Genomic DNA, 25,941 nt, shown 5'->3' with positions numbered 1-25,941 from the left:
GACGTCGGCCACGATGACGACGGGACCCAGCCCGCGGCCCCCTCCACACCGCCGCACCACCCGTCCCCCTTCGCGTCGCCGCGCACGCGTCGTGGATCGGGCCGGTCACTACCGCGCTGAGCCTGGCCGTCGCCTCGGTCGTCGCGGCCGTCGCGGCCGCCGGCTCGGCGTTCCCTCGGAACGGCGGTGCACTCCGGCTCGTCGCGGTTGCGCTCGGCGCCGGCCTTCCGGTCTGCCTGCTGTGCAGCGGGGCCGCGGGCCTCGGTGCGATCAGTCCAGGCCCAGGTGAGTGATCAGCGCGTCGTCCACCGCACCCACATGCTCGGAGCGAAGCGTCCCGACGCGGGCCACCAGCCGCGACACATCCACGGAGCGGACCTGTTCGGCCTGAGCCTTCGAGTCGTGGTCGAGTCCGTTTCCTGGCTCCGCAGGGACGAGCGCCTGGAAGGGAAGAACTCGAGCAACGGACGACGTCAACGGAACCACCGTGACGACACCCCTCCCGTGCGTCTCGACGGCCTTGTTGCTCGCGTCGCGAGAGACGATCACGCACCGCCTTGTCTTGGATGCCTCCGAGCCTCGCGCAGGGTCAAGCTCGACCGCCCAGACCTCGCCACGCCTCATGCGACCGGCTCGATCCCGTCGGCAACCGCCACGTCCCACACCGCCGCCTCTCCGGACTCCTCCCACTCGCGATACGCCTCCGCGTACTGCGCTTCGAGCTCGCGTTCGCGAAGGGCCTGCACCGCGGCGTGCAGTGTGGCCGATCGCGAGGGCAGCCGGTGGCGCCTTGCGTAGCGCTCCAGGTACGCCACGTCTGCGGCCGGCAGGCTTGCACTGAGCTTGACGGTCCCACGGTCCCTCGCACCAACGGTCATACCAACGATCCTACTTCGCTTCAGCGAAGGTCCTACCCGGAGCGGTCAGATCGGCGCGACTCCGAAGTACGAGGTGACGTGGACGACGATCCACGGGGTTGGCCGCCAGACACGCGCCTTGACCCTGGGAGGCTTGTGCGAGGCGCAGTTGTCCATCGCCGGGTGCAACTGCCGGTCGGGTAGGCGAGAGAGATCTGCTTGATGACGGCGAGGAACTCCCGGCAGCGGCGGCGACGCTTGAGCGCCGCGGCGACCTGCCCGGTGGTGATGTCCAACGCGGCGCTCAACACCAGGGGTGTCAGGCGTCGAGTGCGCGTGGCGGGTCGGCGTCGAGTCGGGCGAGTGCGCCGTCGTCGTACTCGGCGATGGTGACGTGCTCGATTGCGCTCCCGCCGGCACGAATCGTCTCGGTGAGGTTGCGGGCGTTGGTGCGGCAGGCGCTGGCCGACCTGGTGCCGGGGTAGGCGGCGTCGATGGTCTCGGGCAGGACCAGGCGTCCGCCGAGCTCAGGTTCGGCCTGGCGGCCCGTCCACCACCGCTCGACGGCGCGGGCATGCGCGGTCTGCTGGTCGGTCTCGACGGACACGATGAGCAACGCCCGGTAGTCGGCCTTCGCGAGGGACAGCAGGAGCCGCTCGCCGTACGCGGGTGATGCCATGGTGGCCTCGACCACGATGTCCATGCGCTGGGCGAGGGCGTCGCGGCGCACCGCGTTCGCCACCTCGGTAGACATGGTCTGCAGCAGCGGTGACAACTCCAGGGGACGCAGGGTGCCGCCGTCGGGCAGGACCGTGGCCAGCAGGTCGTCGTAGTACGCGCCGTGCTCGGTGCACCAGCGGGCGAGGTAGTCCTTGACCGTGTCCGGGTCGATCACCAACCGGGAACCCAGATCCGGGACCGCGGCGGGCAGGACCGAGGACTTGCCCGCCCCTGGCGGCCCAGCCGTGGCGACCACACAGGTGCCCTGGCGCGTGACGTTCCCGGCATGGACATTCAGGTACCAGTCGCGAGCCTCGCGCACCAGGCGCCGCTGCTCCCCGCGGGTCAGCAGCGAGTCCAACGGGGCCCCGCCGCGGACAGCGACGCACGCCGCAGCGTGCGTGCTCCCGCGCAGGTCACTCATGCTCGTCAAGAACCTGGTTGACCTCATCCTCGCTGATCAGCCCGTCCTCGCACAGTTCTTCCAGGTCGGCCTGGGAGTCGCCGGGCAGGACACCATCGACCGGGTCGACCACGCGCGGCACCCACGACTCGATCGAGGCCAGGCGCTCGAGCATCTGCACGGTCGAGATGCCCCCGACGAACCGCTGGAGGACGACCTCCTCGACCGACTCACGCGGCATACCCAACGCGCGTGCCCGGACGATCAACCGGTGCACGCTGGCCTGAGACAGGTGCACCGCCGCAGCGATGTCTCGCTGCGGCACCCCGTCCAGCGACGCCAGGTACACCTGCCGCATCCGGTCGATCTCAGCCAGACGAGCCCGGGCATAGGACAGCCTGAGGCTCGGCTCGTGGGCGGCAACAGTCACAGCAGACATGGCGTCCTCCTCGGCCACCAGGCTACGGTGTGATTCATCATGAATCAACCCGCCATCGGGAGTCCACTCGCCCACGCACATGACGGCGTGCACCTGTTCCCTTGCGCAGTGTCAACGCCGTCGACGTCTCGGCCCGTGCTCGGCTGGCTGGCGCTTGCCGCGCGCACCCCACCAGTCTGGCCGCCCAAGTCGAGCGCCCCGCGAAGCCATCGCCTGGAGCCGGCCCCTGGAGCCACCTCTGCTACGCCGACCCAGTGACCCCCACCTTCCCGAACCGAGAACCGACATCCTCCTGTTCGCCCGTCGGCCCGAGACCACGCCCTCGCGAACGCGGGACTTCGTCGACGCCGTGCACGTCCCCGTCGACGGCGTCCGCATCCCGATCAACACGTACTTCGCCAGGAACCCCGAGCACATGCTCGGCCAGGTCGGAGCGCTCCACCGACCCACCGGCGACCCGATCCTCACCGTGACCGGAAGCCCGGGCAAGTATGCCAAGAGCTGCGTGCGGCGCTCGGGCACATCGCTATGGCCGCACGACACGACGGCATCGCATACGAGCAGGCCGAGTACGTCGCCGGCAGGGGCGTCCTCGCGATCCACAACGAGGTCAAGGCGCCGCACACCCTGGACTCGCCGACCGTCGACGGCGGAGGTCTTCCACGGCGAACACCCAGACTCGGGAACTCGGGTCTCGACGGCCCGCCCATGACCTGAGCAGTGCGCCATGGACGCCGAGACCTCCCGCGAACTGCTCGCGCCCTCGCCGTCGACGCACGCTTTCACCGCCACGAGACCGCCCGGGGCGGGTGGGTGAACCGCTGGTGTCGTCGCTGCAAGCGCGGATCCGGTTCGGCCAGTGCGAGGCTAGCCTCGGGACTGACCACGCACAACCGCCCCGTCGCAGCTGGACCGATCGGTAAACGCCAGAGACGCAGCCAGAGAAGGGGTCGGCTCACCGAGGAACCGACCCCTTGTCGACGACGGTCGAGGAGGGCCTATCCGGCCGCGCTCCACTGATCAGGAAGGCCGGACCGCCCGCTAGGCGCGCAGATAGCGCCTCGAGCCCTGCCGAGTACTCGCGCATGACCCTCCATGCCGTGTGACCTTTGGAAACGCTGCCACCTTGCGACCCGACTGCCTCCCGAGATGGACCGTGGCGGCCGTCTGTCGCCGCGTCACTTGCTTCACGCTAGTGGCGGCTCGGTCGCTGACCTGCGTCCACGTGGCCGCCCGGCCGGCCATGGGGCCACGGTGGGTCTTCCAGCGTGCCAACGGCCTCAAGTCCAGCGGTGCAGAAGTTGCTCCGCCTAGACGTTGAACCCCAACATCCGCAGCTGCTCCCGCCCCTCCTCGGTGATCTTCTCCGGCCCCCACGGCGGCATCCAGACCCAGTTGACCCGGAAGTCCGCCACGAGCCCTTCGAGTGCGGCCGCCGACTGGTCCTCGATCACGTCGGTCAGCGGGCAGGCGGCCGAGGTGAGGGTCATGTCGATGGTGGCCACGTTGTTCTGGTCGATCTGGACTCCGTACACGAGTCCGAGGTCGACGACGTTGATTCCGAGCTCGGGGTCGATGACGTCGCGCAGGGCCTCCTCGACGTCGGCCACCGTGGTCGCTCCGGGCGACACCGTCGAATCTGTCATGTGGTCATCCTTCACTGGGCCAGCGCGCCGCTGCGCGCCAGCGAGTCCTTGAGCGCGGCCCAGCCGAGCAGCGCGCACTTGATGCGGGCGGGGAACTGCGAGGTGCCGGTGAAGGCTGTCGCGTCCCCGAGCAGGTCTTCGTCGTCCTCGGAGGCGAGTCCTTTGCCGCGGGAGGCCATGAGGTCGTGGAACAGCTTGTCGAGCCGTTCGACGTCGTCGACGGTCTGCCCGCTGACGAGCTCGGTCATCACGGAGATGGACGCCTGCGAGATGGAGCACCCTTGCCCTTCCCAGGACACGGTGTCGACGACGGGCGCTCCTGCCCGCGTCGCCACGGCGACGCGGAGGGTCACTTCGTCACCGCAGGTCGGGTTGACCTGGTGGGACTCCCCCACGAGCCCGTCGGGCCGGGCGGGCTGAAGCCCTCGTCCGTGCGGGTGCTTGGCGTGGTCGAGGATGACCTGCTGGTACAGCTGTTCGAGCGCGCTCATGATGCTCCGTTCACTCCGCTCCGAAGAACGCGCGGACCCCGGCCAGTGCTTCCCGGAACGCCCTGACCTCGTCGAGCGTCGTGTAGACCGACGCGGAGGCGCGCGCGGTCGCGGCGATGCCGAACCGGCGGTGCAGCGGCTGGGCGCAGTGGTGGCCGACGCGCACGGCGATGCCCTGGTCGTCGAGCACCTGTCCGACGTCGTGGGCGTGGACGCCGTCGACGACGAAGCTGACGACGGCGAGCCGGTCGGTGGTGTCGAGGGGCCCGATGACGCGGACGCCGGGGATGGTCGCGATCTGGAGGAGCTCGGCCGCGAGGGTCTGCTCGTGTGCGGCGACGGCGGGCATCCCGAGCTCGCCGAGCCACTGTGCGGCGACCCCCATGCCGATGGCCTGGGCGACCATCTGCGTGCCGGCCTCGAACCGCTGGGGTGGCGGCGCGTAGGTCGTGGTCTGCATGGTGACGACCTCGACCATCGACCCGCCGGTCTGGAAGGGCGGCATGGCGGCGAGCAGCTCGCGCCGCCCGTAGAGGGCGCCGACGCCGGTGGGTCCGAGCATCTTGTGCCCGCTGAAGGCCGCGAAGTCGACGTCGAGCGCGTGCAGGTCGACAGGCAGGTGCGGCACGGACTGGCAGGCGTCGAGCACCGTGTAGGCGCCCACGGCGCGCGCGGCGGCGACGAGCGTGGCGACGGGGGCCACGGCTCCGGTGACGTTCGAGACGTGCCCGAACGCGACGATCCGGGTGCGTTCCCCGATGACCGAGGCGACGTCGGTGAGGTCGAGCCGACCGTCCTCCCCCACGCCGAACCAGCGCAGGACCGCCCCGGTGCGCGCGCACAGCTCCTGCCATGGCACGAGGTTGGCGTGGTGCTCGGCTTCGGTCACGACGATCTCGTCGCCGGGCCTGAGCACGAACCGGCTCGACTCGGGTGCGCCGCGCCCGAGGGTCGCGTTCGAGAACGCGTACGCGATCAGGTTGAGGGCCGCGGTCGCGCCGGAGGTCCACACGATCTCGTCGTCGTCGGCGCCGACGAACGACGCGACGGCGGCACGCGCGGACTCGAACGCCTCGGTGGCCTCCTCGGCGAGCTGGTGCGCGCCGCGGTGGACGGCGGCGTTGCGGCGCTCGTAGAAGTCGACCTCGGCCTCGAGCACGACGTTCGGCTTCTGCGAGGTCGCGCCCGAGTCGAGGTAGACGAGTGGTCGACCGCCCCGCACCGTGCGCCCGAGCAGGGGGAAGTCGGCCCGGACGGCGGCCCAGTCGACGGCTGCGGGGGCGCCCGCGGCGCCCGGGAGCACGGTGTCAGTCACGGTCATGTCAGGTCCTCACGCCATCGTGGCGCCGGTGCCGACGAATCGGTCGTAGCCCTCGTTCTCGAGGCGCTCGGCCAGCTCGGGGCCGCCTTCCTCGGCGATGCGCCCGTCGACGAACACGTGGACGAAGTCGGGCTTGATGTAGCGCAGGATGCGCGTGTAGTGCGTGATGAGCAGCACGCCGACGTCGGTCGCGGCCAGCGCCCGGTTCACGCCCTCGGACACGACGCGCAGGGCGTCGACGTCGAGGCCCGAGTCGGTCTCGTCGAGGATCGCGAAGCGCGGCTTGAACAGCTCCAGCTGGAGGATCTCGTGGCGCTTCTTCTCGCCTCCGGAGAAGCCCTCGTTGACCGAGCGCTCGGCGAACGTCGGGTCGATGCGCAGGTTCTCCATGGCGCCGCGCACCTCCTTGCCCCACGTGCGCAGGGCCGGGGCGGTGCCGTCGATGGCGGTCTTGGCGGTGCGCAGGAAGTTCGCGACCGACACGCCCGGCACCTCGACGGGGTACTGCATGGCGAGGAAGAGGCCGGCGCGGGCGCGCTCGTCGACCGACATCGCGAGCACGTCGTCGCCGTCGAGTGTGACGGTGCCGGAGGTGACCGCGTACTTCGGGTGGCCCGCGAGCGCCGAGGCGAGCGTGGACTTGCCGGAGCCGTTGGGGCCCATGATGGCGTGGGTCTCGCCGCTGCCGATGGTCAGGTCGACGCCGCGCAGGATGGGCTTGGCGCCCTCCTTGGTCTCGACGGAGACGTGCAGGTCGCGGATCTCCAGGGTGGCCATATCTACTCCAGGTTCGTTCGAAGATCAGAAGGTGACGGGGGCGTCGACGTCGACCAGGACGTTCTCGCCGTCGATCGTCACGGGGTACACGGGCACGGGTTTGATCGCGGGGAGCTGGACGGGTTTGCCGGTGCGCAGGTCGAACTGCGAGCCGTGGAGCCAGCACTCGACGAGGCAGCCGGTGACCTCGCCGTCGGACAGCGAGACCGCCCCGTGCGAGCAGATGTCGCTCAGCGCGTGGTAGCCGCCGTCGCCGTCGCGCACGACGGCGACGGGCACGGCCGCGCCGTCGAGCCCGTCGAGCTCGACGAGCATGGCCTCCTCGGGGCGAGGTCGGCGACGCCGCAGGCGTACTGAAGGGTCACGGCGTGGTCACTCCGCGTCGGCGGGGGCGACCCCGGTGATGACGCTCATGGACTTCTCGAGCTCGGCCTCGATCGAGGCGAGCAGGCGCTCCTGCACGGCGGGCACGCCGATCTGGTCGATGAGCTCGGCGAAGAAGCCGCGCACCACCAGGCGCCGGGCGTCGGCCTCGGGGATGCCGCGCGACTGCAGGTAGAAGAGCTGTTCGTCGTCGAACCGGCCGGTTGCCGACGCGTGCCCGGCGCCCTCGATCTCGCCCGTCTCGATCTCGAGGTTGGGCACCGAGTCGGCGCGGGCACCGTCGGTCAGGACGAGGTTGCGGTTGAGCTCGTAGGTGTCGGTGCCCTCGGCGTGGTGCTGGATGAGGACGTCGCCGACCCACACGGCGTGTGCGCCGGCGCCCTGGAGGGCGCCCTTGTAGGTGACGCGGCTGCGGCAGCGCGGCTGTCCGTGGTCGACGAACAGGCGGTGCTCCTGGTGCTGGTCGGTGTCGGCGAAGTACAGGCCGACCATCTCGACCTCGCCGCCCTCGCCGGCGAACGACGCGTCGGGGGTGAGCCGTACGACGTCGCCGCCGAAGGTGACCACGACGTGCTTGAGGCGTGCGTCGCGCCCGACGACGGAGCGGTGCGAGGAGGCGTGCACGGCCCCGTCGGCCCAGTCCTGGACGGAGACGACGGTCAGGTGCGCGCCCTCGTCGACGACGATCTCGACGGTCTCGGTGAGCAGCGCGTCCCCGACGTGGTCGATCACGACGACGGCCTGGCTGAACCGTTCGGCGTGCACGAGCAGGTGCGCGGCGCTCGCCTGGGCCGACACGCCCGTGACGCGCACGGCGGTGACGTCGGACGCCACGGTCTCGGCGGGGATGGTCACGACGGTGGCGTCGGTGAACGCGTTCCACGCGGTGACTGCGGTGCGGTCGCCGGGCTTGCCCGCGGTGCCGAGCCGGGCGTCGTCGCGGCCGACGGTCTCGACCTTGACCTCGGGGGCGGGCGTGACGGTCACGGTCACCCCGGCGTCGCCGAGCTCGGCCGCGAACAGCGGCTGGAGGCGGGCGACGGGGGTGAACCGCCACTCCTCCTCGCGGCCCGTGGGCACGGGGATGTCGGCGAGGTCGAAGGAGGTGAGCCGTTCCGCGCGTGACCCGGCGGGTACGACGCCCTGCCCGAAGGAGTGGGAGTGCGCGCCGTCGGCCTTCGCCCGCGTGTGGTCGGTGGTGATCTCGGTGGTGCTGGTCATGTCAGCCGACGGACCCTTCCATCTGCAGCTCGATGAGGCGGTTGAGCTCGAGCGCGTACTCCATGGGCAGCTCGCGCGCGATGGGCTCGACGAACCCGCGCACGATCATGGCCATGGCCTCCGTCTCGGGCATGCCTCGGGACATCAGGTAGAACAGCTGGTCCTCGCTGACGCGGGACACGGTGGCCTCGTGACCCATCGACACGTCGTCCTCGCGGACGTCCACGTAGGGGTAGGTGTCGGAGCGCGAGATCTGGTCGACCAGCAGCGCGTCGCACAGCACGTTGGACGCCGAGTGCGCGGCGCCTTCGAGCACCTGGACGAGCCCGCGGTAGGAGGTGCGCCCGCCGCCGCGCGCCACGGACTTGCTCACGATGGACGACGACGTGCGCGGGGCCGCGTGCACCATCTTGGCGCCGGCGTCCTGGTGCTGGCCCTCGCCCGCGAACGCGATCGACAGGGTCTCGCCGCGGGCGTGCTCGCCCAGCAGGTAGATCGCGGGGTACTTCATCGTCACCTTGGAGCCGATGTTGCCGTCGACCCATTCCATGGTGGCGCCCTCGGCCGCGGTGGCCCGCTTGGTCACGAGGTTGTAGACGTTGTTCGACCAGTTCTGGATGGTCGTGTACCGCACCCGCGCGTTCTTCTTGACGATGATCTCGACGACGGCGGAGTGCAGCGAGTCGCTGGAGTAGATCGGCGCGGTGCAGCCCTCGACGTAGTGCACGTAGGAGCCCTCGTCGGCGATGATCAGCGTCCGCTCGAACTGGCCCATGTTCTCGGTGTTGATCCGGAAGTACGCCTGGAGCGGGATCTCGACGTGCACGCCCGGCGGGACGTAGACGAACGAGCCGCCCGACCACACCGCGGAGTTGAGCGCCGCGAACTTGTTGTCGCCGGCGGGGATGACGGTGCCGAAGTACTCCTGGAAGATCTCCGGGTAGTCGCGCAGGCCGGTGTCGGTGTCGACGAAGATGACGCCCTGCGCCTCCAGGTCCTCGCGGATCTGGTGGTAGACGACCTCGGACTCGTACTGCGCGGCGACGCCGGCCACCAGGCGCTGCTTCTCGGCCTCGGGGATGCCGAGCCGGTCGTAGGTCGCGCGGATGTCCTCGGGCAGCTCCTCCCACGAGGTGGCCTGCTTCTCGGTCGAGCGCACGAAGTACTTGATGTTGTCGAAGTTGATGCCGGTCAGGTCGGCACCCCAGTTCGGCATGGGCTTCTTGCCGAACAGGCGCAGCGCGCGCAGGCGCTGGTTGAGCATCCACTCGGGCTCGTTCTTCAGCGCCGAGATGTTGCGCACGACGTCCTCGTTCAGGCCGCGCTGCGCGGTCGAGCCGGCCGCGTCGGAGTCGTGCCAGCCGTACTCGTAGGAGCCGATGGAGGCAATGATCTCCTCATCGGTGCGCTGCTCCGTGGGTGCAGTCATCGTGTTCCTTCCGCGGGTGCGTGCTGGGCGACGCCCAGAGTGGCGTGATGGGCGGTGCCCAGGGGGAGGTTCGTGACGCAGGCGTGGGCGCCGCCCGCGATGGTGGCCAGGCGCTGGACGTGGGTGCCCAGCAGCTCGGAGAACGCGCGGGCCTCCGCCTCGCACAGCTCCGGGAACTCCTCGGCGACGTGCTGCACGGGGCAGTGGCCCTGGCACAGCTGGGCGATCGGCACGAGCGTGGCGCCCGCGACGGGTCGCACGGAGGCCGCGTAGCCCTCTTCGGAGAGCGCCGCGGCGAGCTGGCCCGCCCGCTCAGCAGGGTCGGTGGACGCGAGCCGTGGCCCGACGCGTTCGACGAGGTCGTCGTACCGGTGGGCCGCGAAGACCGTGACGGCGGCGTCCCCGCCCACGGCGCGCAGGTGCCGCAGCGCCTGGACGGCGAGGTCGGAGTAGGCGTCGTGCAGCTCGGCCTGACCGACCGTGGTCACGACGTAGGCGCGCGCCGGCCGCCCGCGCCGCACGGGTGCGACGCCGGGGGCGGCGTGCACGGTGATGGTGCCGTCGTCCTCGAGCTGGGCGAGGTGGCGCCGCACGCCGGCGGCCGTGAGGCCCAGGCACGTGGCCAGGTCCGCGGCCGTGACGGGGCCGTCGCTCGCGACGAGCTCCAGGACCCGCCGGCGCGTCGACTCGGCCGAGTCGTCGGCGGCCTCCAGGGGAACGCCGTCGGGGTCGGCGTGGGCAGGTGTGCTCACAGTCCTCACCCCCTGGCGTCTGTCGTCGGATCCGCACACGGCCGAGCGCCGCACGCGATATACGGAACATACCTGTTGCGTAATCCACCGTGTCAAGCAAGGGTTACCTCACTTCGAGACCGCCGCACCCGGCCGGACCCGTACGATCACCACGTGCCCTCCCCCTCCGCACCGCTCCCGCGCGCGCCCGGCGCCGCCCTGGAGGTGGACGGGCTCGTCAAGCGCTACGCCGGCCGCGCCGTCGTCGACGGGCTCGCACTGACCGCACGCGCCGGCGAGGTCACGGCCGTCCTCGGCCCCAACGGTGCCGGCAAGACCACCACCATCGAGTGCTGCGAGGGCCTGCGCACGCCCGACGCCGGCACCGTGCGCGTCCTGGGCCGCGACCCGCGCGCCCACGCGGCCGCGCTGCGCCCGCGCGTCGGCGTCATGCTGCAGGACGGCGGCCTGCCCAGCGGTGCGCGCGCGCTCGAGGTGCTGCGGCACGTGGCCGCGATGTACACGGCCCCGCGTGACGTCGGCGAGCTCGTCGAACGGCTCGGCATCGCCTCGTTCTCGCGCACCGCCGTGCGGCGGCTGTCGGGCGGGCAGCGGCAGCGGCTCGCGCTCGCGTGCGCCGTCGTCGGCCGGCCCGACCTGGTGTTCCTCGACGAGCCCAGCGCGGGCATGGACCCGCAGTCGAGGCACGCCGTGTGGGACCTGGTGCGCGAGCTGCGGGCCGACGGCGTCGCCGTCGTGCTCACCACCCACCTCATGGACGAGGCCGAGGCGCTGGCCGACGTCGTCCACGTCGTCGACCACGGCAAGGTCATCGCCTCGGGCACCGTGCCCGAGCTGCTGGCCCGCGACGGCGGCGGGGACACCGAGGTGACCGTCCGGTTCGCCGCACCCGCGGGCCTCGACATCGCCGTGCTGACGGACTGGCTCACCGGGCGCGGCGTCGTCGACCCGAGCGTGAGCGTCGGGCGCCGCACGCTCGAGGACGTGTTCCTCGACCTCACCGGGAGGCACCTGCGATGACCCACGCTCCTGCCGTCGCGGCACCCGCCTGGCGCCGCGTCGCCGCCCAGGCCGGATTCGAGACGCGCACCATCCTGCGCAACGGCGAGCAGCTCCTCGTGACGATCGCTCTGCCGCTGTTCCTGCTCGTGGGGCTCGTGCGCACGTCGATCTTCGAGCTCGACACCGCGGGCGCCACCCGCGTGGACTTCGCCACGCCGGGCGTCATCGCGGTCGCCGTGATGTCGACGGCGTTCACCTCCCAGGCGATCGCCACGGCGTTCGACCGGCGCAACGGCGTGCTGCGGCTGCTGGCCACGACGCCGCTCGGCCGCGGCGGCCTGCTCGCCGGCAAGGTGCTCGGCGTCCTCGCCGTCGAGGTCGTCCAGGCGGTCGTCATCACGGCCGTGGCGCTCGCCCTCGGCTGGCACCCGCACACCGCGGGCGTCGCGGCCGCCGTCGGCGCCGGGCTGCTGGGCACGGCCGCGTTCACGGCGCTCGCACTGCTCATCGCGGGCGTCCTGCGCGCCGAGGGCGTGCTCGCCGTCGCCAACCTCGTGCTCGTGCTGCTCATCGCCGGAGGCGGCGTGCTCGTCCCGCCCGACCGCATGCCCGGCCCCCTCGCACACGTCGCCGCGCTGCTGCCCTCGGGTGCGCTGGGCGAGGCCATGCGCGGCGCGCTGCTCGGCGGCGGCGTGCCGGTGGCCTCGATCGTGGTGCTCACCGCCTGGACCGCCGCGTTCGGGTGGAGCGCCGCGCGGCTGTTCCGGTGGCAGTGACCGGTCCGGTCCGGCCGCGGCGAGCGGGCAATCTCACATCCGCACGTCCCGGACCCGGCTCGTCGCGCCGGTCGCGGGCGCTAGCGTGGACGCCGTGACCGCGACCGCCACCCCGCCCGAGTCTCGTGACGTCCTGGCCCGATTCCGCGGCTGGACCCGCGGCGTGCTGATCGCCAACGTGATCGGGCAGGTGCTCATCATCGTCACGGGCGGTGCCGTCCGCCTGACCGGCTCGGGCCTGGGCTGCTCCGACTGGCCCTTCTGCACCCCCGGGCACTTCACGCCCCAGTACCACCCGGCCACGACGTACCACGCGTTCGTCGAGTTCGGGAACCGCACGCTGACCGGCGTCCTGCTGGTCCTCGCGCTCGCGGTGCTCGCGCTGGTGTGGACCGACCGGACGCGATCGAACGCCTACCGTGCGCTGGGCCTCGTCCCCCTGCTGGGCGTGGTGGCCCAGGCCGTCATCGGCGGCGTCGTCGTGCTGCTCGAGCTCGACCCGCGCTGGGTGTCGCTGCACTTCGGGGTGTCCGCGGCGCTCGTGTGGTGCTCGGCCTACCTGCTGCACCGCCACGGCGAGGGCGACGGGGAACCCGTCGCCGTCGCCGGCCGCGCCACGACCGGGGCCGCGCGCGTTCTCGCGGTGCTGCTGGTGCCCGTCGTCACCCTCGGTGTGCTCGTCACCGGCTCGGGACCGCACTCCGGCGACACGACCGTCGGCTACCGCTTCGCGCTCGACCCCCAGGCGATCACGCGGTCCCACTCGGGAACGGTGTGGCTGTTCGTGCTGACGCTGGCGCTGCTGCTCGTGCTGCTGCACCGCACGACGACGACGCCGCAGGTCGCGGCGGCCCGCCGCGCCGCCTGGCTGCTCGTCGTCGTCACCGCCGCCCAGGGCGCCATCGGATACACGCAGTACTTCACGGGCCTGCCCGCGCTGCTCGTGGGTTTCCACATGGCCGGGTCCGCGCTGCTGCTGTGGGCGACCGCGAACACGGTGCTCCACCTGCGCACACGCGCCTGACCATCGCGCCGCGCGCGGGCGAGACGGCGCGCTGACAGCGCATGACAGGCCCGTGACAGGGCCGTGACAGCGGCCTCGCCCATCGTGGGGGGCATGAACACACCCGCGATCGAGGCCGAGGGCCTCGTCAAGGTCTTCGGCGCCAACCGCGCCGTCGACGGCGTGGACCTGACGGTGGCGACCGGCTCGGTCTACGGCGTCCTGGGCCCCAACGGCGCCGGAAAGACCACCACCATCCGCATGCTCGCCACGCTCCTGCGGCCCGACGGCGGCCACGCCCGGGTCTTCGGGCGCGACGTCGTCCGCGACCCGCAGACCGTGCGCTCCCTCATCGGCGTGACCGGCCAGTACGCATCGGTCGACGAGACCCTGTCCGCCACCGAGAACCTCGTGATCTTCGGCCGGCTGCTGGGCCTGTCGAGCCGCGCGGCCAAGGCCAAGTCGGTCGAGCTGCTCGAGGAGTTCGCGCTGACCGAGGCCGCACGCAAGCCGCTCAAGGCGTTCAGCGGCGGCATGCGCCGCCGTCTCGACCTGGCCGCGAGCCTCATCGCGCAGCCGCCGCTCATCTTCCTCGACGAGCCCACCACGGGTCTCGACCCGCGCACCCGCAACCAGATGTGGGACACCATCCGCCGCCTGGTCGCGGACGGCTCGACGGTGCTGCTCACCACGCAGTACCTCGACGAGGCCGACCAGCTCGCCGACCGGATCGCCGTCATCGACCGCGGCCGCGTCGTCGCCGAGGGCACGGCCGACGAGCTCAAGCGCTCGGTCGGCCAGCAGTCCCTGCAGGTGACCATCGCCCGCCAGGGCGCCGACCGGGCCCGGGGCGTGCTGCTCTCCGTCGTCGGGCAGGCGCCCTCGTCCACGCCGCTCGCCGACGGCCTGCGCGTGTCCGTGCCCGTCGACGACTCGACGGTCGTCACCGAGGTGCTGCTGCGCCTGCGCGAGGCCGGCGTCGAGGTGCTCGAGCTGGCGCTCGCCAAGCCGTCGCTCGACGAGGTCTTCCTCACCCTCACCGGGCACGCCGCGACCAGCGACGACGACGCCCACGCCGCAGAGAAGGTGCTCGCATGACCACCCTGACCGTTCCCACCGCCGTCGGCACGTCGCGTGCCCACGCCGCGCACCCCGTCACGTTCGCCACGACGGTCTCGCAGTCCCTGACCATGGCCTGGCGAGGGCTGGTGAAGATCCGCCGCACGCCCGAGCAGCTCTTCGACGTGACGTTGCAGCCGATCATCTTCACGCTGATGTTCACGTACATCTTCGGCGGCGCCATCGCCGGCAGCGTCACCGACTACCTGCCGACGATCATCCCCGGCATCCTCGTGCAGACCGTCATCACGACGTCGGTCGTCACGGGCACCCAGCTCCGTGAGGACATGGACAAGGGCGTGTTCGACCGCTTCCGGTCGCTGCCCATCGCGCGCATCGCGCCGCTGGCCGGTGCCCTGCTCGCGGACACCGTGCGCTACTTCATCGCCACGACGCTGACCATCGTCATGGGTCTGATCATGGGCTGGCGCCCGGACGGCGGCGCGCTCCGCGTGATCGCCGCCGCGCTCCTGGTGATGCTCGTCGCGTGGGCCGTGAGCTGGATCTGGGCGTTCTTCGGCATGATCGCCCGCACGGCCTCGTCGGTGCAGGGCATCTCGATGCTGATCATGTTCCCGCTGACGTTCCTGTCCAACGCCTTCGTGCCGGCCGACACCCTGCCGAGCTGGCTGCGGGGGTTCGTCAACGTCAACCCCGTCTCGCACCTGGTCACCGCGGTGCGCGAGCTGGCGTCGGGCGGCTCGGGCGGCAGCGACGTGCTCCTCGCCCTGGCCGGAGCCGCCGTCGTCGTCGTGGTCTTCGCCCCGCTGGCCGTGCGCGCCTACATGCGCAAGGCGTAGCCCGCTCGCCCGGCCGGCCCTCGGCAGCATCGCTGCCGGGGGCCGGTCGCATGCGTCAGGCGGGGCCGGCGAACGACTCCAGCAGGGCCAGCGCCCGCGCCGGGTGGTCCTCTCGATCGAGCGCCGCGACCCGCACGACCGCGGCATCCAGTGCCGCGCCGTGGCACGCCGCGAGCGCGGCGCGCAGCGGCTCGCGGCGCAGCGCCGCCAGGTCCTGGCGCGCGCCGAGCGCGTCCCCGAGGCACAGCAGCTCCAGGCCCAGGTCCACGTCGGCGGGCGCCGCCTCGGCGCCCAGCGCCAGCGCGGCGGCCGCACCGACGCACGTCGTGCCCAGCACCGGACGGTCCACGCCGCGCGCAGCCCAGAACGCCATGAACGACGACGCCCGCCGGCTCGCGTCACGCGCCGCGTCGAGCGCCTCCGCGCGGCGCCCGGCCTGCGCGAGACGGACCGCCGACGCCGCACCCATCATGATCGCCCACGGGGCCGCCGGCCCCTCCTCGCCCGCGAGCGCCTCCCGGGCCTGCCGGTACGCCTCGAGCGCCCCGGCGACATCGCCGCGCGCGTGCGCCACCTCGGCGCGACCGGCAAACACGACGGCTTTGCCCTCCACTCCCCCTCCTCCGCGCACGGCCTCGCCGTCGGCGTCGTCGAGCGACTCGCACAGCCGCTCGGCCTCCGCGAGGTCGCCGCGGTCGAGCGCCGCGGCGAGGTCGATCCAGTCGAGCATGCGGGCCGCGTCCCCGGTGCCGATCCGCCCCAGCCCAGCGCGGGCGCGGGCCGACCACACGACGGCGGCGACCGAGTCGCCGTCCTCGCTGAGCCCCGAGGCAGCGAGCATGGCCGCGAACGCGCGGGAGGCGACGTCGCCCACGGGCTCGGCCGCCTCGTACGCGGTGATCGCCAGCCGGACGGAGTCGGCGAGGCGTCCGTCGTTCTCGGCCTCCTGCGCGAGGGCCGCGTGGGCCATGAAGACGAGGAACGGATCGTCGTCCTGGCGCAGCGCAGCCATGACCTGCACGACGTCGTCGAGCTCGCGTCCGAGCGCGGCCAGCAGCGTCCGGGCCACGAGCCGTGTCCGGCGCCCGATGGTGGTCCCGGCCGGGTCGGCGTCGTCGGTGCGCAGCAGGCGCACCAGGCGGGCGAGCAGCCGGGCGGCCCCGGGCCCGCCCTCCATGAAGCGCGACACGCCCGCGAACACGAAGGCGAGCGCGGCGCGGTCGCGGTCGGATCGCGGCACGTCCCACCAGGTGGCGGCATCGGCGACCGCCGAGGCGAGCCCCGCCGCCCGCTCCGGGGCGCCGTGCAGCAGCCACAGCCCGGCGAGCGAGACGAAGACGCGCACGACGACGTCCGGTCGCTGCGCCGCGGACGCACCGGCCCGGAACGGCCCGTCTGCGGGTGCCGCCGCAGCACGCAGCGCGAAGAGCAGGTTCTCGTGCTCACGCACGATCTCGTCGAGCGCGTCGAGCTGGCCCGGCCCGAGCAGGGCGCTCGAGCAGCGGTCCGCGACCTCGGTCGCCCACGCCCACAGCGCGGCGTGCACCGCGGGCGCCTCGCCGGCCTCGTCGAGCCGCACGAGGCCCAGCTCGCGGACCGTCTCGAGCATGCGGTAGCGCGTCCCGCCCGGCACGTCGGTCGCGGCCGCGATCGACTGCGTCACGAGCGCGTCCAGGTCGTCGAGCGCGTCGAACGGCCGGGCTCCCGGGTCGAGACGGCCGAGCACCGCCGCCGCCCGCGCGGAGAAGCCGTCGGGAAGCACGGCCACGCGCCGCCACAGCTCCTGCTGCGCGGGGTCGAGCAGGTTCCAGCTCCACGCGATGACGGCCTCCAGGGTGCGGTGCCGTTCGGGGGCCGTGGGGTCGCCGCCGCGCAGCAGCGCGAACCGCTCGTCGAGGTGCGCCTCGATCTCCTCGACGCTCAGGGTCCGCACCCGCGCCGCGGCGAGCTCGATCGCCAGGGGCAGCCCGTCGAGCCGTTCGACGAGCCTGACGACGACGTCGTCGGGCAGGTGGACACCCGGCCTCGCGGCCGTGGCGCGCCGCCGGAACAGCTCGGCGCCCGCGCCGCGCGCGTCGAGCGGCGCGGGTGCGTACACCTGCTCGGCGGCGAGCCGCAGCGGGGCGCGCGACGTCGTCAGCACGCGCAGGCCGGGGGCCGAGGCGAGCAGCTCGTCCGCCCACTCCGCGGCCCCGGCCACGACGTGCTCGCAGTTGTCGAGCACGAGCAGCGTCGGCACCGACCGCACCCGTTCCAGGAGCTGGTCGCGCGCGTCACCGGCCAGCATCCGGTCGCGGATGCGCGCCGTGGTGGTCGCCGCGATGCCGAGGGCGTCCGCGAGCGCCAGCGGCACGTCGTCGTCGGTGCGCACGCCGGCGAGCTCGGCGACGGCGACCTGGAGCGGCTCGCTGGGCGTCCGGTCGCGCACGCGCCCGGCGACCTCGAGCGCGAGGCGCGTCTTGCCCAGCCCGCCCGGCCCGAGGATCGTGACCAGGCGCTGGCGCTCGACGGCGTCGAGCACCGCGGCGACGTCGGCGTCACGGCCGAGCAGCGGGGGCCCCGCCGCGCGCAGGGCGCGCGCGTCGCGCGGCGGCACCGGCGCCGCGGCGCGGGGTTCCGGCGCCGTGGCCTCGGCCTTGCGGGCGAGGGTCTCCAGCTCGGGGGACGGGTCGCTGCCCAGCTCGGTGACCAGCGCGTGCCGCAGGTGCGCGTAGACGCGCGCCGCCTCGTCGCGGCGCCCGAGCGCGCCGAGCGCCGTGAGCAGGTCGCGTGCCGCGACCTCGTCGGTCGGGTCGGCGTCGAACGCGGGCGTCGCGAGCGCGACGACGGTCTCATGGTCGCCCAGGGCGACCGCGGCCTGGCGGTGCACCGCGACGAGGTCGTCACGCAGCCGCTCCGCCGTGGCGCGCAGCACGCCCGCCAGGGTCTCGAACGCGGGGCCGAGGCCGTCGCCGGGCGTGCCCCGCCAGCGTGCCAGCGCCCGCCGCGCGGTCGCGGCGGCGTCGTCGGCGGCTCCGTGCGCGAGCGCCTGCCGCGCCGCGGCCAGCTCGGCCTCGGCCGCGCCGAGGTCGCTCGGCACGTCGAGCGCGTACCCCCGGTCCGGGCGACGACGACGGCGCCGCCCGCCGTCGCGCGCAGCCGCGAGACGAGCGACTGCAGGGCGGCGCGAGGGTCGGCGGGGATGCCGTCGGTCCACAGGTCCTCGACCAGCGACGTGACGGGCACGGCCCGGCCGTCCGCGAGCGCGAGCGCGACCAGCAGCGCCGCGGCGCGTTCGCCGCGCGGGTGGCGTGGCCCGTCCGGACCCGCGACGGTCACGGGTCCCAGGACGCCGACTGCGGGCGGGGCGGGGTGGAGCACGAGGCAACCCTAACTGGCGCAACCTGCGCGGACGCCCCACCGGGCGGGCCGCGTGACGTCGTGTGCCGCCGCCGCCCGCCGGCCTGTGGCGGGCCCGGGCGGGATCAGCGCGGCAGGGCGCCGCGCCGGTACGGCCAGGGCGCGTCTGCGGGACGCAGCGCGTCCCACCCGCCGGCGCGCGCGGCGGCCGCGGCGAGCGCGCCCACCGCCGTCGACGGGTTGTGCAGGGACCCGTCGAGCACGCCCGCGACGACCTCGTCGAGAGGCACCCAGCGCACCTGCATGGCGGCCTCCTCGTCGGTGCGCACGTGCCGCTCGGCCTCCGGCACCGACGTCAGGTCACGTGCGAGGAACACGCGCAGCGCCTCGTTGCTGCCACCGGGCGAGGTCAGGAAGTCCACGAGCACGTCCCAGCGTCCCGCGCGCAGGTCGGCCTCCTCGGCCAGCTCACGGGCGGCCGCGAGCTGCGCGTCCTCGCCCTCGACGTCGAGCAGCCCGGCGGGGATCTCCCACAGCACCGAGCGCACCGGGTGGCGGTACTGGTCGACCAGCGCGACGTTGTCGTCGGCGTCGAGCGCGACGATCGCGACCGCACCCGGGTGGTCGACGTACTCGCGCAGCACCGTCCCGGCGTCGCCGAGGTCGACGTCCTCACGCACGACGTCGAAGATGCGGCCCGCGAACGCGCCGTCGCGCCGCGTCGCGGGACGCGGTGCGACGACGTCGTGCAACGACGCGCTCACGCGCTCTGACGCTCGATCGCCGCGGCGATCAGCCCCGAGAACAGCGGGTGCGCGGACGTGGGACGCGACTTGAACTCGGGGTGCGCCTGCGTCGAGACGTAGTACGGGTGCGTCTGCTCCGGCAGCTCGACGAACTCGACCAGGCTCGCGTCGGGCGAGGCGCCCGAGATGCGCAGGCCTGCGGCCTCGAGCTGTTCGCGGTAGGCGTTGTTGACCTCGTAGCGGTGGCGGTGCCGCTCGGAGACCTCGACGGTGCCGTACGCCTTGGCGACCTGCGAGCCCGGCGTCAGCGCGGCGGGGTACCCGCCGAGACGCATGGTGCCCCCGAGGTCTCCCTTGCCGTCCACGATGGCGAGCTGCTCGGCCATGGTCGCCACCACGGGGTGCGCGGTCGCGGGGTCGAACTCGGTCGACGACGCGTCCGCGAGGCCGAGCACGTTGCGCGCGTACTCGATGACCATCGACTGCAGGCCCAGGCAGATGCCCAGCGTGGGCACGAGGTTCTCGCGCGACCAGCGCAGCGCGCCGATCTTGCCGTCGATGCCGCGCACGCCGAACCCGCCGGGCACGAGCACCGCGTCGGCGCCCTCCAGCGAGGCCTGCGCACCCTCCGGGGTCTGGCAGTCGTCGGCCGCGACCCACCGGATCGACACCTTGGCGTCGTTGGCGAACCCGCCGGCGCGCAGCGCCTCGGTCACCGACAGGTACGCGTCGGGAAGGTCGATGTACTTGCCGACCAGCGCGACCTCGACGGTGCGCTCGGGCTCGTGGACGCGCTGGAGCAGCGTGTCCCAGCCGGCCCAGTCGACGTCGTGGAACGGCAGGTCGAGCCGGCGCACCACGTAGGCGTCCAGGCCCTCGGTGTGGATGACGCGCGGGATGTCGTAGATGCTCGGCGCGTCGGCGCAGTTGACGACGGCCTCGTTGTCGACGTCGCACATGAGCGCGATCTTGGTCTTGATGGCCTGCGGGACGGGGCGGTCCGAACGCAGCACGATCGCGTCCGGCTGGATGCCGATGTTGCGCAGCGCGGCGACCGAGTGCTGCGTCGGCTTCGTCTTGAGCTCGCCCGACGGGCCGATGTACGGAACGAGCGAGACGTGCAGGAAGAAGCAGTCGTCGCGGCCGAGCTCGTGACGCACCTGGCGCGCGGCCTCGAGGAACGGCAGCGACTCGATGTCGCCCACGGTGCCGCCGATCTCCGTGATGATGACGTCGACGTCGTCGCCTGCCTGGTCGCGCATGCGGGACTTGATCTCGTCGGTGATGTGCGGGATGACCTGCACGGTGTCGCCCAGGTACTCACCGCGCCGCTCCTTGGCGATGACGCGCGAGTAGACCTGGCCGGTCGTCACGTTCGACGACGCGGGCAGCTCGACGTCCAGGAAGCGCTCGTAGTGGCCGATGTCGAGGTCGGTCTCGGCGCCGTCCTCGGTGACGAACACCTCGCCGTGCTGGAACGGGTTCATGGTGCCCGGGTCGACGTTGAGGTACGGGTCGAGCTTCTGCATGGTCACGCGCAGGCCGCGCGAGCGCAGCAGGCGGCCGAGCGAGGACGCCGTGAGGCCCTTGCCGAGAGAGGAGACCACACCGCCCGTCACGAAGATGTGGCGCGTCGTGTGCGTGGCACCCGAGCGGCCGGAGGAGCGGGGCTGAAGTCGATTCACGTGGTCTGCCACGGAACTCCATGCTATCCGACGCTGCCTCGGGCGCCTGGCGTGCGCGGTGTGGGACGCGGCACGGTCGGGCGCGCGGTCGACGGCCCCTTCCCGAGCGCGGCCCGAGCGGCACCGCGCGGCCGCACGGCGTCGCGCGATCCGGGTGGCGTCAGCCTCGGCGCAGCCGCCGCACGGTGCCCCGCCCGAGATCCGTCACCCGCCGCCGCAGGCGCGGGTCGGCGAGCGCGACGAGCAGCACGACGACCGCCGCCGCCGCGCCGGCCGCTGCCCCGAGCCCGATGCCCGCGGCGATGGCCGACGCCCCGCCGAGGGTGCCCGGCACGGGGACGAGCCGGCCGACGAGGGTGCCGAGCGTGGCGCCGACCGCGACGAGGCCCAGCGCCCACGGCACCCCCACCAGCGCCTGCGCACCGATCCGGCGACGCACCGCGACCAGCAGCCCGGCCCGGCGACGCACATGCCGAGCGTTCCCGCCCCGCCCAGCAGCCCCAGCACGGTGCCCCACGACGGGTCTGCGCCGGCGATCCGCGACACGACCACGGGCACCAGGAGCGCCGCACCGGTGACCACGAGCCAGCCGGCGGCCGTCGCGGTCACGGCCGCACGCCCCGCGTCGACCGCGTACAGCGCGCGTGACAGGTGCAGGATGAGCGCGAAGCCGACCATCCCGGGAGCCATCCAGGTCAGACCCGTGGCCAGCCCCTCGGCGCCACGGCCGCGCGCGACGACGTCGAAGACGAGCTGCACGAACGGCGCGGCGGCCAGCAGCGCCGCCACGCCGGCCCCGACGGCGAGCACGAGGCTGCGGGTGGTGCTCGCGACGAGCGCGCGCATCTCCTGAAGACGCCCCGCGGCCGCGTGCCCGGTCAGGTGCGGGAAGGCGCTCGTCGCGATCGGGAACGCGAGCACCGCGTACGGCAGCAGATAGACCTGCTGCACGTACTGGTAGACCGTCCAGACGCTGAGCCCGCCGACCGCGTTGGCGGTCCGCATGACGACGAACACCGACAGCTGCTGAGCGACGAGCGCGCCGATCCCGGCGAACGCCAGCCGCGCCGCGCGGGATCCCTCCCCCGCGGGGAACCTCAGGGTGGGGCGCAGGTGCAGCCCCGTGCGGTGCACGGGCAGCAGCAGCGGGAGCGCCAGGAACGCGACCCCCACCGTGGTCCCCCAGGCGAGCCACTCGAACGCGGCCCGTGGCAGTGCACCGACGTCGCCCTGATGCCCGTCCGCGAGTCCCGCGAAGACCACGTAGACGACGATGACGACGAGGCTCGACACGAGCGGCGCGAACGCCTGCCAGAAGAACCGCTTGTGCGCCTGGAGGATCCCGCCGAGCACCACGGCCAGCCCGTAGACGGGGATCTGCACGGCGAACACGCGCAGGAACCGTGCCGCAGCGTCGACCATCACCGGGTCGTCGAGACGCAGCGCGCCCGCGACCGGCTCGGCCAGGAGCGCCGTGAGCGCGCCGAGCGGGACGAGCACGACGAACGACCAGCACAGCAGCGCCGACGCCGAGCGTGAGGCCGTCGCGCGCGCCGCCGCCGCCCCCTCGGTCGTCAGCGCCGCGCGGCTGAGCGGGCCCGCGACGAGCGGGACGACCGCACCCGCCAGCGCCCCGCCCGCCGCGACCTCGAAGAGGATGTTGGGCAGGATGTTCGCCGAGTTGAACGGGCCGTCGATGCCGCCGGTGCCCAGCGACTGCGCCTGGGCGAGCCAGCGCCCGAACCCGACGACACGGCTCGCCAACGTGACGGCCGTGATGAGCAGCGCCGCGCCCGCGACCGACTGCGCGCGGCGCGTGCCCGCCGCCGGGCCGCGCTCGTCGGTCACCGCCGGCCCAGGTCGTCGACCGCCTTGAGCCACGGCGTCTCGGCGATGACCTTCGAGAAGCTCACCCGCTCGCTCGCGAGCGTCAGCCCGACGACACCCGCGAGCGCCGCCACGCGCAAGGGACGCGGCATCCCGAGCGCGAGCCGAGCGCCCGCCAGCGCACCGAGCGCGTTGGCGCCGCAGTCGCCCAGCATGTCGCGCTCCCCCAGGTCCCCCGCCCACGCTGCGGTCGCGGCGCCGAGCACCGCACCGCTGCCCGCCGCGGCCAGCGGCCCGGCGGCGGGGACGGCTGCGACGACGGCCGACGCCTTGAGCGCACGGCCCGGGCGCAGGTCGAGGAGGTTGGCCAGGTTGGCGGTGCCTGCGACGAGGGCGCCGTTGACGAGGACGTCGGAGACCCAGCGCCCGGCCGAACCGGTGCGTCGGGTGCCGACGGCCGCCGCGGCGAGAGACGTCGCACCGATGCCGATCACCTTGAGGCCTCCGGTGGTCAGGCGTCCCTCGGCGAGCGCGCCGAGGTGACCACGCAGGCCCTTGGTGCGCGCGGCGGTGTCCTCCGCGAGGTCGTCGACGAGCCCGAAGGCACCCGCGCCCGCGGCCGCGACGAGGCCCGCAGCCCGGCCGCGGCCCTGCCCGGCGACGAGCGCTCCGGCGGCGATCCCTGCCGCGACGGCTGGGCCTTCGAGCAGACTGATGGGTTCGCCACGGTGGTTGGTGCGGGTCCAGCGGTCGGCACCGCCGGGCGGCATGCGTCCGGCGACGGCACGGGCGGCCGACGCGACCCCGGCTGCCACCGCCGCGGCGCCCAGGAACCGGCGGGCGCCCATCAGTCGTTCCCGCCGTCGTCGGAGTTTTGTGGGTCGTCGGAGGCTTGCGGGTCGTCGGAGGCCCCGTCGGTGAGGTCGCCGTTGGTCGGCACGCCGATGCCGCCCAGGCCGGTCGGCGTGCCCGTGTCGCGCACGATCGGGGGCAGCGGGGACGTGCCATCGGCGAACCCGTAGTGGCCCGTCGTGCCCGCGAGCTGTGCTGCGACGGCCAGCGGCACCACGATCTGGCCGGTCGGCGTCTCGACACCGCTGACGGTCGTCACGTGCTCGGCCGCCGCGCTGTCGCCGCGCACGCCCGACACGACGTCGCCGGACGTCGGGGTCGGCCCTGCCACCACGACGGGGGCGACCCCCTGCACGGCCGTCGCCAGCACCGACATCGCGGCCACCTCCGCCTCGGCGGGCGGCGGCGTCTCGCCGTCGGACGTCGAGGCCTTGGACCCGACGGCACCCGACAGCAGCACGACGGCGTCGGCGGGCTTGTCCTGCGTCTGGCCGTCGACCGCGATCAGGTCGCCCTGCACGAGCTGCTGCTCAAGAGCCGTCGCGTCGTCGCTGCGCACGCCGGCCCCCGACTCGTGCGTGAGCGCGACCGCGAGCGCCGTCCCCAGAAGCGCCTCGCTCGAGGCGTCCGTGGGCAGTCCGGGCACTGCCGCGGCCAGGCGTGGCCGCATGCCGCTCGCGACCGTGTCGCGGAACCCGGCGTGGTCGTCGTCGGTCCACGCCTTGGTGAGCTCGGCAGACGCCACGACCGTGCCGCCGGCGTCCTCGATGCGCTGGCGCACGCCTTCGCGGACGTCGTCGGCGACGCCGTCGAGGTCGACGAGGGCGACGTCACGACCCAGCAGCGTCCCTTCCAGGAGCGCCGGTCCAGCCGCTTCGATGAACGTCAGGCGCTCGTCTGCGTCGCCCTGGGCCTGCGCGAGCGAGTCGCGCAGGTCGTTGCGCTCGGTGCGCAGCGCGTCGACCTGGTCGGTGAGCTGGGCGCCGATCGTTCCCTGGAGCGGTCCGGCGCCCAGGATGATCCCCACGGCGAGCGCGAGGAACACCGAGATCAGCGAGACGAGGTGGTAGCGGAAGTCGATCACGGTGTGCAGGCGCTCCTTGGCCGGTTCTGAGTCGGTGCTGCTGGGTGCTGGACGTCGCGAGCTCAGCCGCCGAGGAGCCGGCCGATCCACGACGCGATGTCGTCGAGCCGGGCCGCCACGATACCGAAGAACGTCTGACCCACGTTGGTCGACCAGAGCGCCGCCGCGACCGCCGCGACACCGGCGAGCGAGAGCAGCGCGAGCTGGGTGTTCGAGATGCGCGTGCGGTACAGGCGCGAGACGCCTTTGGCGTCGACGAGCTTGCCGCCCACGCGCAGCCGCGTGAGAAACGTCGAGGCCATGCCCGCGCGGCCCTTGTCGAGGAACTCGACGAGCGTGGCGTGCGTCCCGACGGCGACGATGAGCTCGGCGCCCTTGTCGTCGGCCAGCAGCATCGCGATGTCCTCGCTCGTGCCCGTCGCCGGGAAGACGACGGGGTCGACGCCGAGGGCTTTCACACGTTCGAGCCCCGGCGCGTTGCCGTCCCGGTAGGCGTGCACCACGATCTCGGCCCCCGACGACAACGCCGCGTCGGACACCGAGTCCATGTCGCCGACGATCATGTCGAGCTTGAACCCCGCGTCGAGGATGGCGTCGGCGCCACCGTCGACGCCGATGAGCACGGGCCGGTTGTCGACGATGTACGGCCGCAGGATCGCGAGGTCCTCGCGGTAGTGGTAGCCGCGCACCACGATGAGCACGTGCCTGCCCTCGAACACCGTCCGCACGTCGGGCACGCCGACGCCGTCGAGCAGCAGGTCCCGCTCGCGCTGCAGGTACGTCATGGTGTTCTCGGCGAACCGCTCGATCTCGGCCGACAGGCCCTCGCGGGCGGCCGCGACCGCCTCCTCGACGGTCTCCTCCGTCTGCCTCGTGCCCTCGGCCACGGTCTGCCCGTCGACGACGACGCGCCCGCCGTCGACCTCGACGTCGGCGCCGTCCGGCAGCTGCATGACGTCGGGTCCGAGATCGTCGACGAGGCAGATCCCCGCGTCGAGGAGGATGCCCGGGCCAGCGTTCGGGTAGCGGCCCGACGTCGAACGGGCGGCGTTGAGCACGGCCGCGGGCCGGGCCGCGACGAGGGCGTCAGCGGCGACACGATCGATGTCGACGTGGTCGATGACCGCGACGTCGCCCGGCGCGAGGCGTTTGGTGAGGTCCTTGGTGCGGGTCCCGACGCGTGCGGGACCGCGCGTCACCGATCCGTTCTCGGCGACGTGCGAGCGCGCGCGGGAGCTGCCTGACCTGCGGGGAATCAGCTTCATCAC

General features: G+C 73.3%; 24 protein-coding genes and 1 pseudogene. 6 read left to right on the top strand and 19 right to left on the bottom strand.

Annotated elements, in window-relative coordinates:
- Positions 1-270: 270 nt before the first annotated feature.
- The 4 genes from ET495_RS03035 to ET495_RS03020 all read right to left on the bottom strand — a co-directional run bounded on the left by ET495_RS03035 (position 271) and on the right by ET495_RS03020 (position 2,437).
- Positions 271-624, bottom strand: a complete 354-nt coding sequence (locus ET495_RS03035; protein ID WP_129202498.1) for a type II toxin-antitoxin system PemK/MazF family toxin — start codon at positions 622-624, stop codon at positions 271-273.
- On the bottom strand, positions 621-878 hold the full coding sequence (locus ET495_RS03030) for an antitoxin (RefSeq protein WP_129202496.1): 258 nt from the start codon (positions 876-878) through the stop codon (positions 621-623). Before ET495_RS03030 ends, ET495_RS03035 begins: the two co-directional genes overlap by 4 nt.
- A gap of 298 nt (positions 879-1,176) precedes the next feature.
- On the bottom strand, positions 1,177-2,001 hold the full coding sequence (locus ET495_RS03025) for a zeta toxin family protein (RefSeq protein ID WP_162616343.1): 825 nt from the start codon (positions 1,999-2,001) through the stop codon (positions 1,177-1,179).
- Positions 1,994-2,437, bottom strand: coding sequence for a hypothetical protein (locus ET495_RS03020; protein ID WP_245993279.1), 444 nt, complete (start codon positions 2,435-2,437; stop codon positions 1,994-1,996). Before ET495_RS03020 ends, ET495_RS03025 begins: the two co-directional genes overlap by 8 nt.
- Before the next feature lie 510 nt (positions 2,438-2,947).
- Here ET495_RS03020 and ET495_RS03015 point away from each other — a divergent pair.
- Entirely contained in the window at positions 2,948-3,136 is a 189-nt protein-coding gene (locus ET495_RS03015; RefSeq protein WP_129202493.1) for a hypothetical protein, read from the top strand.
- A 593-nt stretch (positions 3,137-3,729) separates the two neighbouring features.
- Here ET495_RS03015 and ET495_RS03010 read toward each other — a convergent pair.
- The 8 genes and pseudogenes from ET495_RS03010 to ET495_RS02975 form a co-directional block, all read right to left on the bottom strand.
- Positions 3,730-4,065, bottom strand: coding sequence for a metal-sulfur cluster assembly factor (locus ET495_RS03010; protein WP_129202492.1), 336 nt, complete (start codon positions 4,063-4,065; stop codon positions 3,730-3,732).
- Between the two features lie 11 nt (positions 4,066-4,076).
- Positions 4,077-4,556, bottom strand: a complete 480-nt coding sequence (gene sufU / locus ET495_RS03005) for a Fe-S cluster assembly sulfur transfer protein SufU (protein WP_129202491.1) — start codon at positions 4,554-4,556, stop codon at positions 4,077-4,079.
- Positions 4,557-4,566: 10 nt separating this feature from the next.
- The gene (locus ET495_RS03000) at positions 4,567-5,877 is read right to left on the bottom strand and encodes a cysteine desulfurase (protein WP_129202490.1); all 1,311 of its coding nucleotides are present in this window, start codon (positions 5,875-5,877) and stop codon (positions 4,567-4,569) included.
- 9 nt (positions 5,878-5,886) lie between these two features.
- Positions 5,887-6,654, bottom strand: coding sequence for a Fe-S cluster assembly ATPase SufC (gene sufC, locus ET495_RS02995; RefSeq protein WP_129202487.1), 768 nt, complete (start codon positions 6,652-6,654; stop codon positions 5,887-5,889).
- 24 nt (positions 6,655-6,678) lie between these two features.
- Positions 6,679-7,019, bottom strand: a pseudogene (locus ET495_RS02990) (non-heme iron oxygenase ferredoxin subunit).
- Between the two features lie 7 nt (positions 7,020-7,026).
- Positions 7,027-8,259, bottom strand: a complete 1,233-nt coding sequence (sufD, locus tag ET495_RS02985; protein ID WP_129202484.1) for a Fe-S cluster assembly protein SufD — start codon at positions 8,257-8,259, stop codon at positions 7,027-7,029.
- A 1-nt stretch (position 8,260) separates the two neighbouring features.
- Positions 8,261-9,688: a Fe-S cluster assembly protein SufB gene (gene sufB / locus ET495_RS02980; protein WP_129202482.1), complete on the bottom strand. Its 1,428-nt coding sequence runs from the start codon at positions 9,686-9,688 to the stop codon at positions 8,261-8,263.
- A complete protein-coding gene (locus ET495_RS02975; RefSeq protein ID WP_245993278.1) occupies positions 9,685-10,440 on the bottom strand; it encodes a helix-turn-helix transcriptional regulator in 756 nt (251 codons plus the stop codon). The genes sufB and ET495_RS02975 overlap by 4 nt, the downstream gene beginning before the upstream one ends.
- A 153-nt stretch (positions 10,441-10,593) precedes the next feature.
- Here ET495_RS02975 and ET495_RS02970 point away from each other — a divergent pair, with 153 nt between their 5' ends.
- The 5 genes from ET495_RS02970 to ET495_RS02950 all read left to right on the top strand — a co-directional run bounded on the left by ET495_RS02970 (position 10,594) and on the right by ET495_RS02950 (position 15,140).
- Positions 10,594-11,460 carry an ABC transporter ATP-binding protein gene (locus ET495_RS02970; RefSeq protein WP_129202478.1) on the top strand — a complete coding sequence of 289 codons (867 nt, stop codon included), beginning with the start codon at positions 10,594-10,596 and terminating at the stop codon, positions 11,458-11,460.
- Positions 11,457-12,218 (top strand): ABC transporter permease, encoded by a 762-nt coding sequence (locus tag ET495_RS02965; protein ID WP_129202476.1) that lies wholly within the window; start codon positions 11,457-11,459, stop codon positions 12,216-12,218. Before ET495_RS02970 ends, ET495_RS02965 begins: the two co-directional genes overlap by 4 nt.
- A gap of 94 nt (positions 12,219-12,312) precedes the next feature.
- The gene (locus ET495_RS02960) at positions 12,313-13,242 is read left to right on the top strand and encodes a COX15/CtaA family protein (protein ID WP_245993277.1); all 930 of its coding nucleotides are present in this window, start codon (positions 12,313-12,315) and stop codon (positions 13,240-13,242) included.
- Positions 13,243-13,335: 93 nt separating this feature from the next.
- Complete coding sequence (locus tag ET495_RS02955; RefSeq protein ID WP_129202472.1) at positions 13,336-14,319, top strand: ATP-binding cassette domain-containing protein; 984 nt, start codon at positions 13,336-13,338, stop codon at positions 14,317-14,319.
- Positions 14,316-15,140: an ABC transporter permease gene (locus ET495_RS02950; RefSeq protein ID WP_129202470.1), complete on the top strand. Its 825-nt coding sequence runs from the start codon at positions 14,316-14,318 to the stop codon at positions 15,138-15,140. The genes ET495_RS02955 and ET495_RS02950 overlap by 4 nt, the downstream gene beginning before the upstream one ends.
- 55 nt (positions 15,141-15,195) lie before the next feature.
- Here the strand turns inward: ET495_RS02950 and ET495_RS02945 are convergent, their stop codons facing one another.
- The 7 genes from ET495_RS02945 to steA form a co-directional block, all read right to left on the bottom strand.
- Positions 15,196-18,219 carry an ATP-binding protein gene (locus ET495_RS02945; RefSeq protein ID WP_162616342.1) on the bottom strand — a complete coding sequence of 1,008 codons (3,024 nt, stop codon included), beginning with the start codon at positions 18,217-18,219 and terminating at the stop codon, positions 15,196-15,198.
- A gap of 385 nt (positions 18,220-18,604) precedes the next feature.
- Positions 18,605-19,243: an NUDIX domain-containing protein gene (locus ET495_RS02940; protein ID WP_129202466.1), complete on the bottom strand. Its 639-nt coding sequence runs from the start codon at positions 19,241-19,243 to the stop codon at positions 18,605-18,607.
- Positions 19,240-20,922: a CTP synthase gene (locus ET495_RS02935; protein ID WP_129202464.1), complete on the bottom strand. Its 1,683-nt coding sequence runs from the start codon at positions 20,920-20,922 to the stop codon at positions 19,240-19,242. Before ET495_RS02935 ends, ET495_RS02940 begins: the two co-directional genes overlap by 4 nt.
- Positions 20,923-21,114: 192 nt before the next feature.
- Positions 21,115-22,758: a murein biosynthesis integral membrane protein MurJ gene (murJ, locus tag ET495_RS02930; protein WP_245993276.1), complete on the bottom strand. Its 1,644-nt coding sequence runs from the start codon at positions 22,756-22,758 to the stop codon at positions 21,115-21,117.
- Positions 22,755-23,585 (bottom strand): hypothetical protein, encoded by an 831-nt coding sequence (locus ET495_RS02925; protein WP_129202462.1) that lies wholly within the window; start codon positions 23,583-23,585, stop codon positions 22,755-22,757. Before ET495_RS02925 ends, murJ begins: the two co-directional genes overlap by 4 nt.
- Entirely contained in the window at positions 23,585-24,673 is a 1,089-nt protein-coding gene (locus ET495_RS02920) for a copper transporter (protein WP_162616341.1), read from the bottom strand. Before ET495_RS02920 ends, ET495_RS02925 begins: the two co-directional genes overlap by 1 nt.
- A gap of 62 nt (positions 24,674-24,735) precedes the next feature.
- A complete protein-coding gene (gene steA / locus ET495_RS02915) occupies positions 24,736-25,938 on the bottom strand; it encodes a putative cytokinetic ring protein SteA (RefSeq protein WP_170220568.1) in 1,203 nt (400 codons plus the stop codon).
- Positions 25,939-25,941: the final 3 nt, after the last annotated feature.

Source organism: Xylanimonas allomyrinae (assembly GCF_004135345.1).
Classification (GTDB): Bacteria; Actinomycetota; Actinomycetes; order Actinomycetales; family Cellulomonadaceae; genus Xylanimonas; species Xylanimonas allomyrinae.
This window is presented reverse-complemented; position numbering and strand designations above follow the sequence as displayed.

What these genes read in the sequence shown, in the direction of transcription:
- ET495_RS03035 (WP_129202498.1), bottom strand. Translation starts at nt 624, where the DNA reads ATGAGGCGTGGCGAGGTCTGGGCGGTCGAGCTTGACCCTGCGCGAGGC.
- ET495_RS03030 (WP_129202496.1), bottom strand. Translation starts at nt 878, where the DNA reads ATGACCGTTGGTGCGAGGGACCGTGGGACCGTCAAGCTCAGTGCAAGC.
- ET495_RS03025 (WP_162616343.1), bottom strand. Translation starts at nt 2,001, where the DNA reads ATGAGTGACCTGCGCGGGAGCACGCACGCTGCGGCGTGCGTCGCTGTC.
- ET495_RS03015 (WP_129202493.1), top strand. Translation starts at nt 2,948, where the DNA reads ATGGCCGCACGACACGACGGCATCGCATACGAGCAGGCCGAGTACGTC.
- ET495_RS03010 (WP_129202492.1), bottom strand. Translation starts at nt 4,065, where the DNA reads ATGACAGATTCGACGGTGTCGCCCGGAGCGACCACGGTGGCCGACGTC.
- sufU (WP_129202491.1), bottom strand. Translation starts at nt 4,556, where the DNA reads ATGAGCGCGCTCGAACAGCTGTACCAGCAGGTCATCCTCGACCACGCC.
- ET495_RS03000 (WP_129202490.1), bottom strand. Translation starts at nt 5,877, where the DNA reads ATGACCGTGACTGACACCGTGCTCCCGGGCGCCGCGGGCGCCCCCGCA.
- sufC (WP_129202487.1), bottom strand. Translation starts at nt 6,654, where the DNA reads ATGGCCACCCTGGAGATCCGCGACCTGCACGTCTCCGTCGAGACCAAG.
- sufD (WP_129202484.1), bottom strand. Translation starts at nt 8,259, where the DNA reads ATGACCAGCACCACCGAGATCACCACCGACCACACGCGGGCGAAGGCC.
- sufB (WP_129202482.1), bottom strand. Translation starts at nt 9,688, where the DNA reads ATGACTGCACCCACGGAGCAGCGCACCGATGAGGAGATCATTGCCTCC.
- ET495_RS02965 (WP_129202476.1), top strand. Translation starts at nt 11,457, where the DNA reads ATGACCCACGCTCCTGCCGTCGCGGCACCCGCCTGGCGCCGCGTCGCC.
- ET495_RS02955 (WP_129202472.1), top strand. Translation starts at nt 13,336, where the DNA reads ATGAACACACCCGCGATCGAGGCCGAGGGCCTCGTCAAGGTCTTCGGC.
- ET495_RS02950 (WP_129202470.1), top strand. Translation starts at nt 14,316, where the DNA reads ATGACCACCCTGACCGTTCCCACCGCCGTCGGCACGTCGCGTGCCCAC.
- ET495_RS02925 (WP_129202462.1), bottom strand. Translation starts at nt 23,585, where the DNA reads ATGGGCGCCCGCCGGTTCCTGGGCGCCGCGGCGGTGGCAGCCGGGGTC.
- steA (WP_170220568.1), bottom strand. Translation starts at nt 25,938, where the DNA reads ATGAAGCTGATTCCCCGCAGGTCAGGCAGCTCCCGCGCGCGCTCGCAC.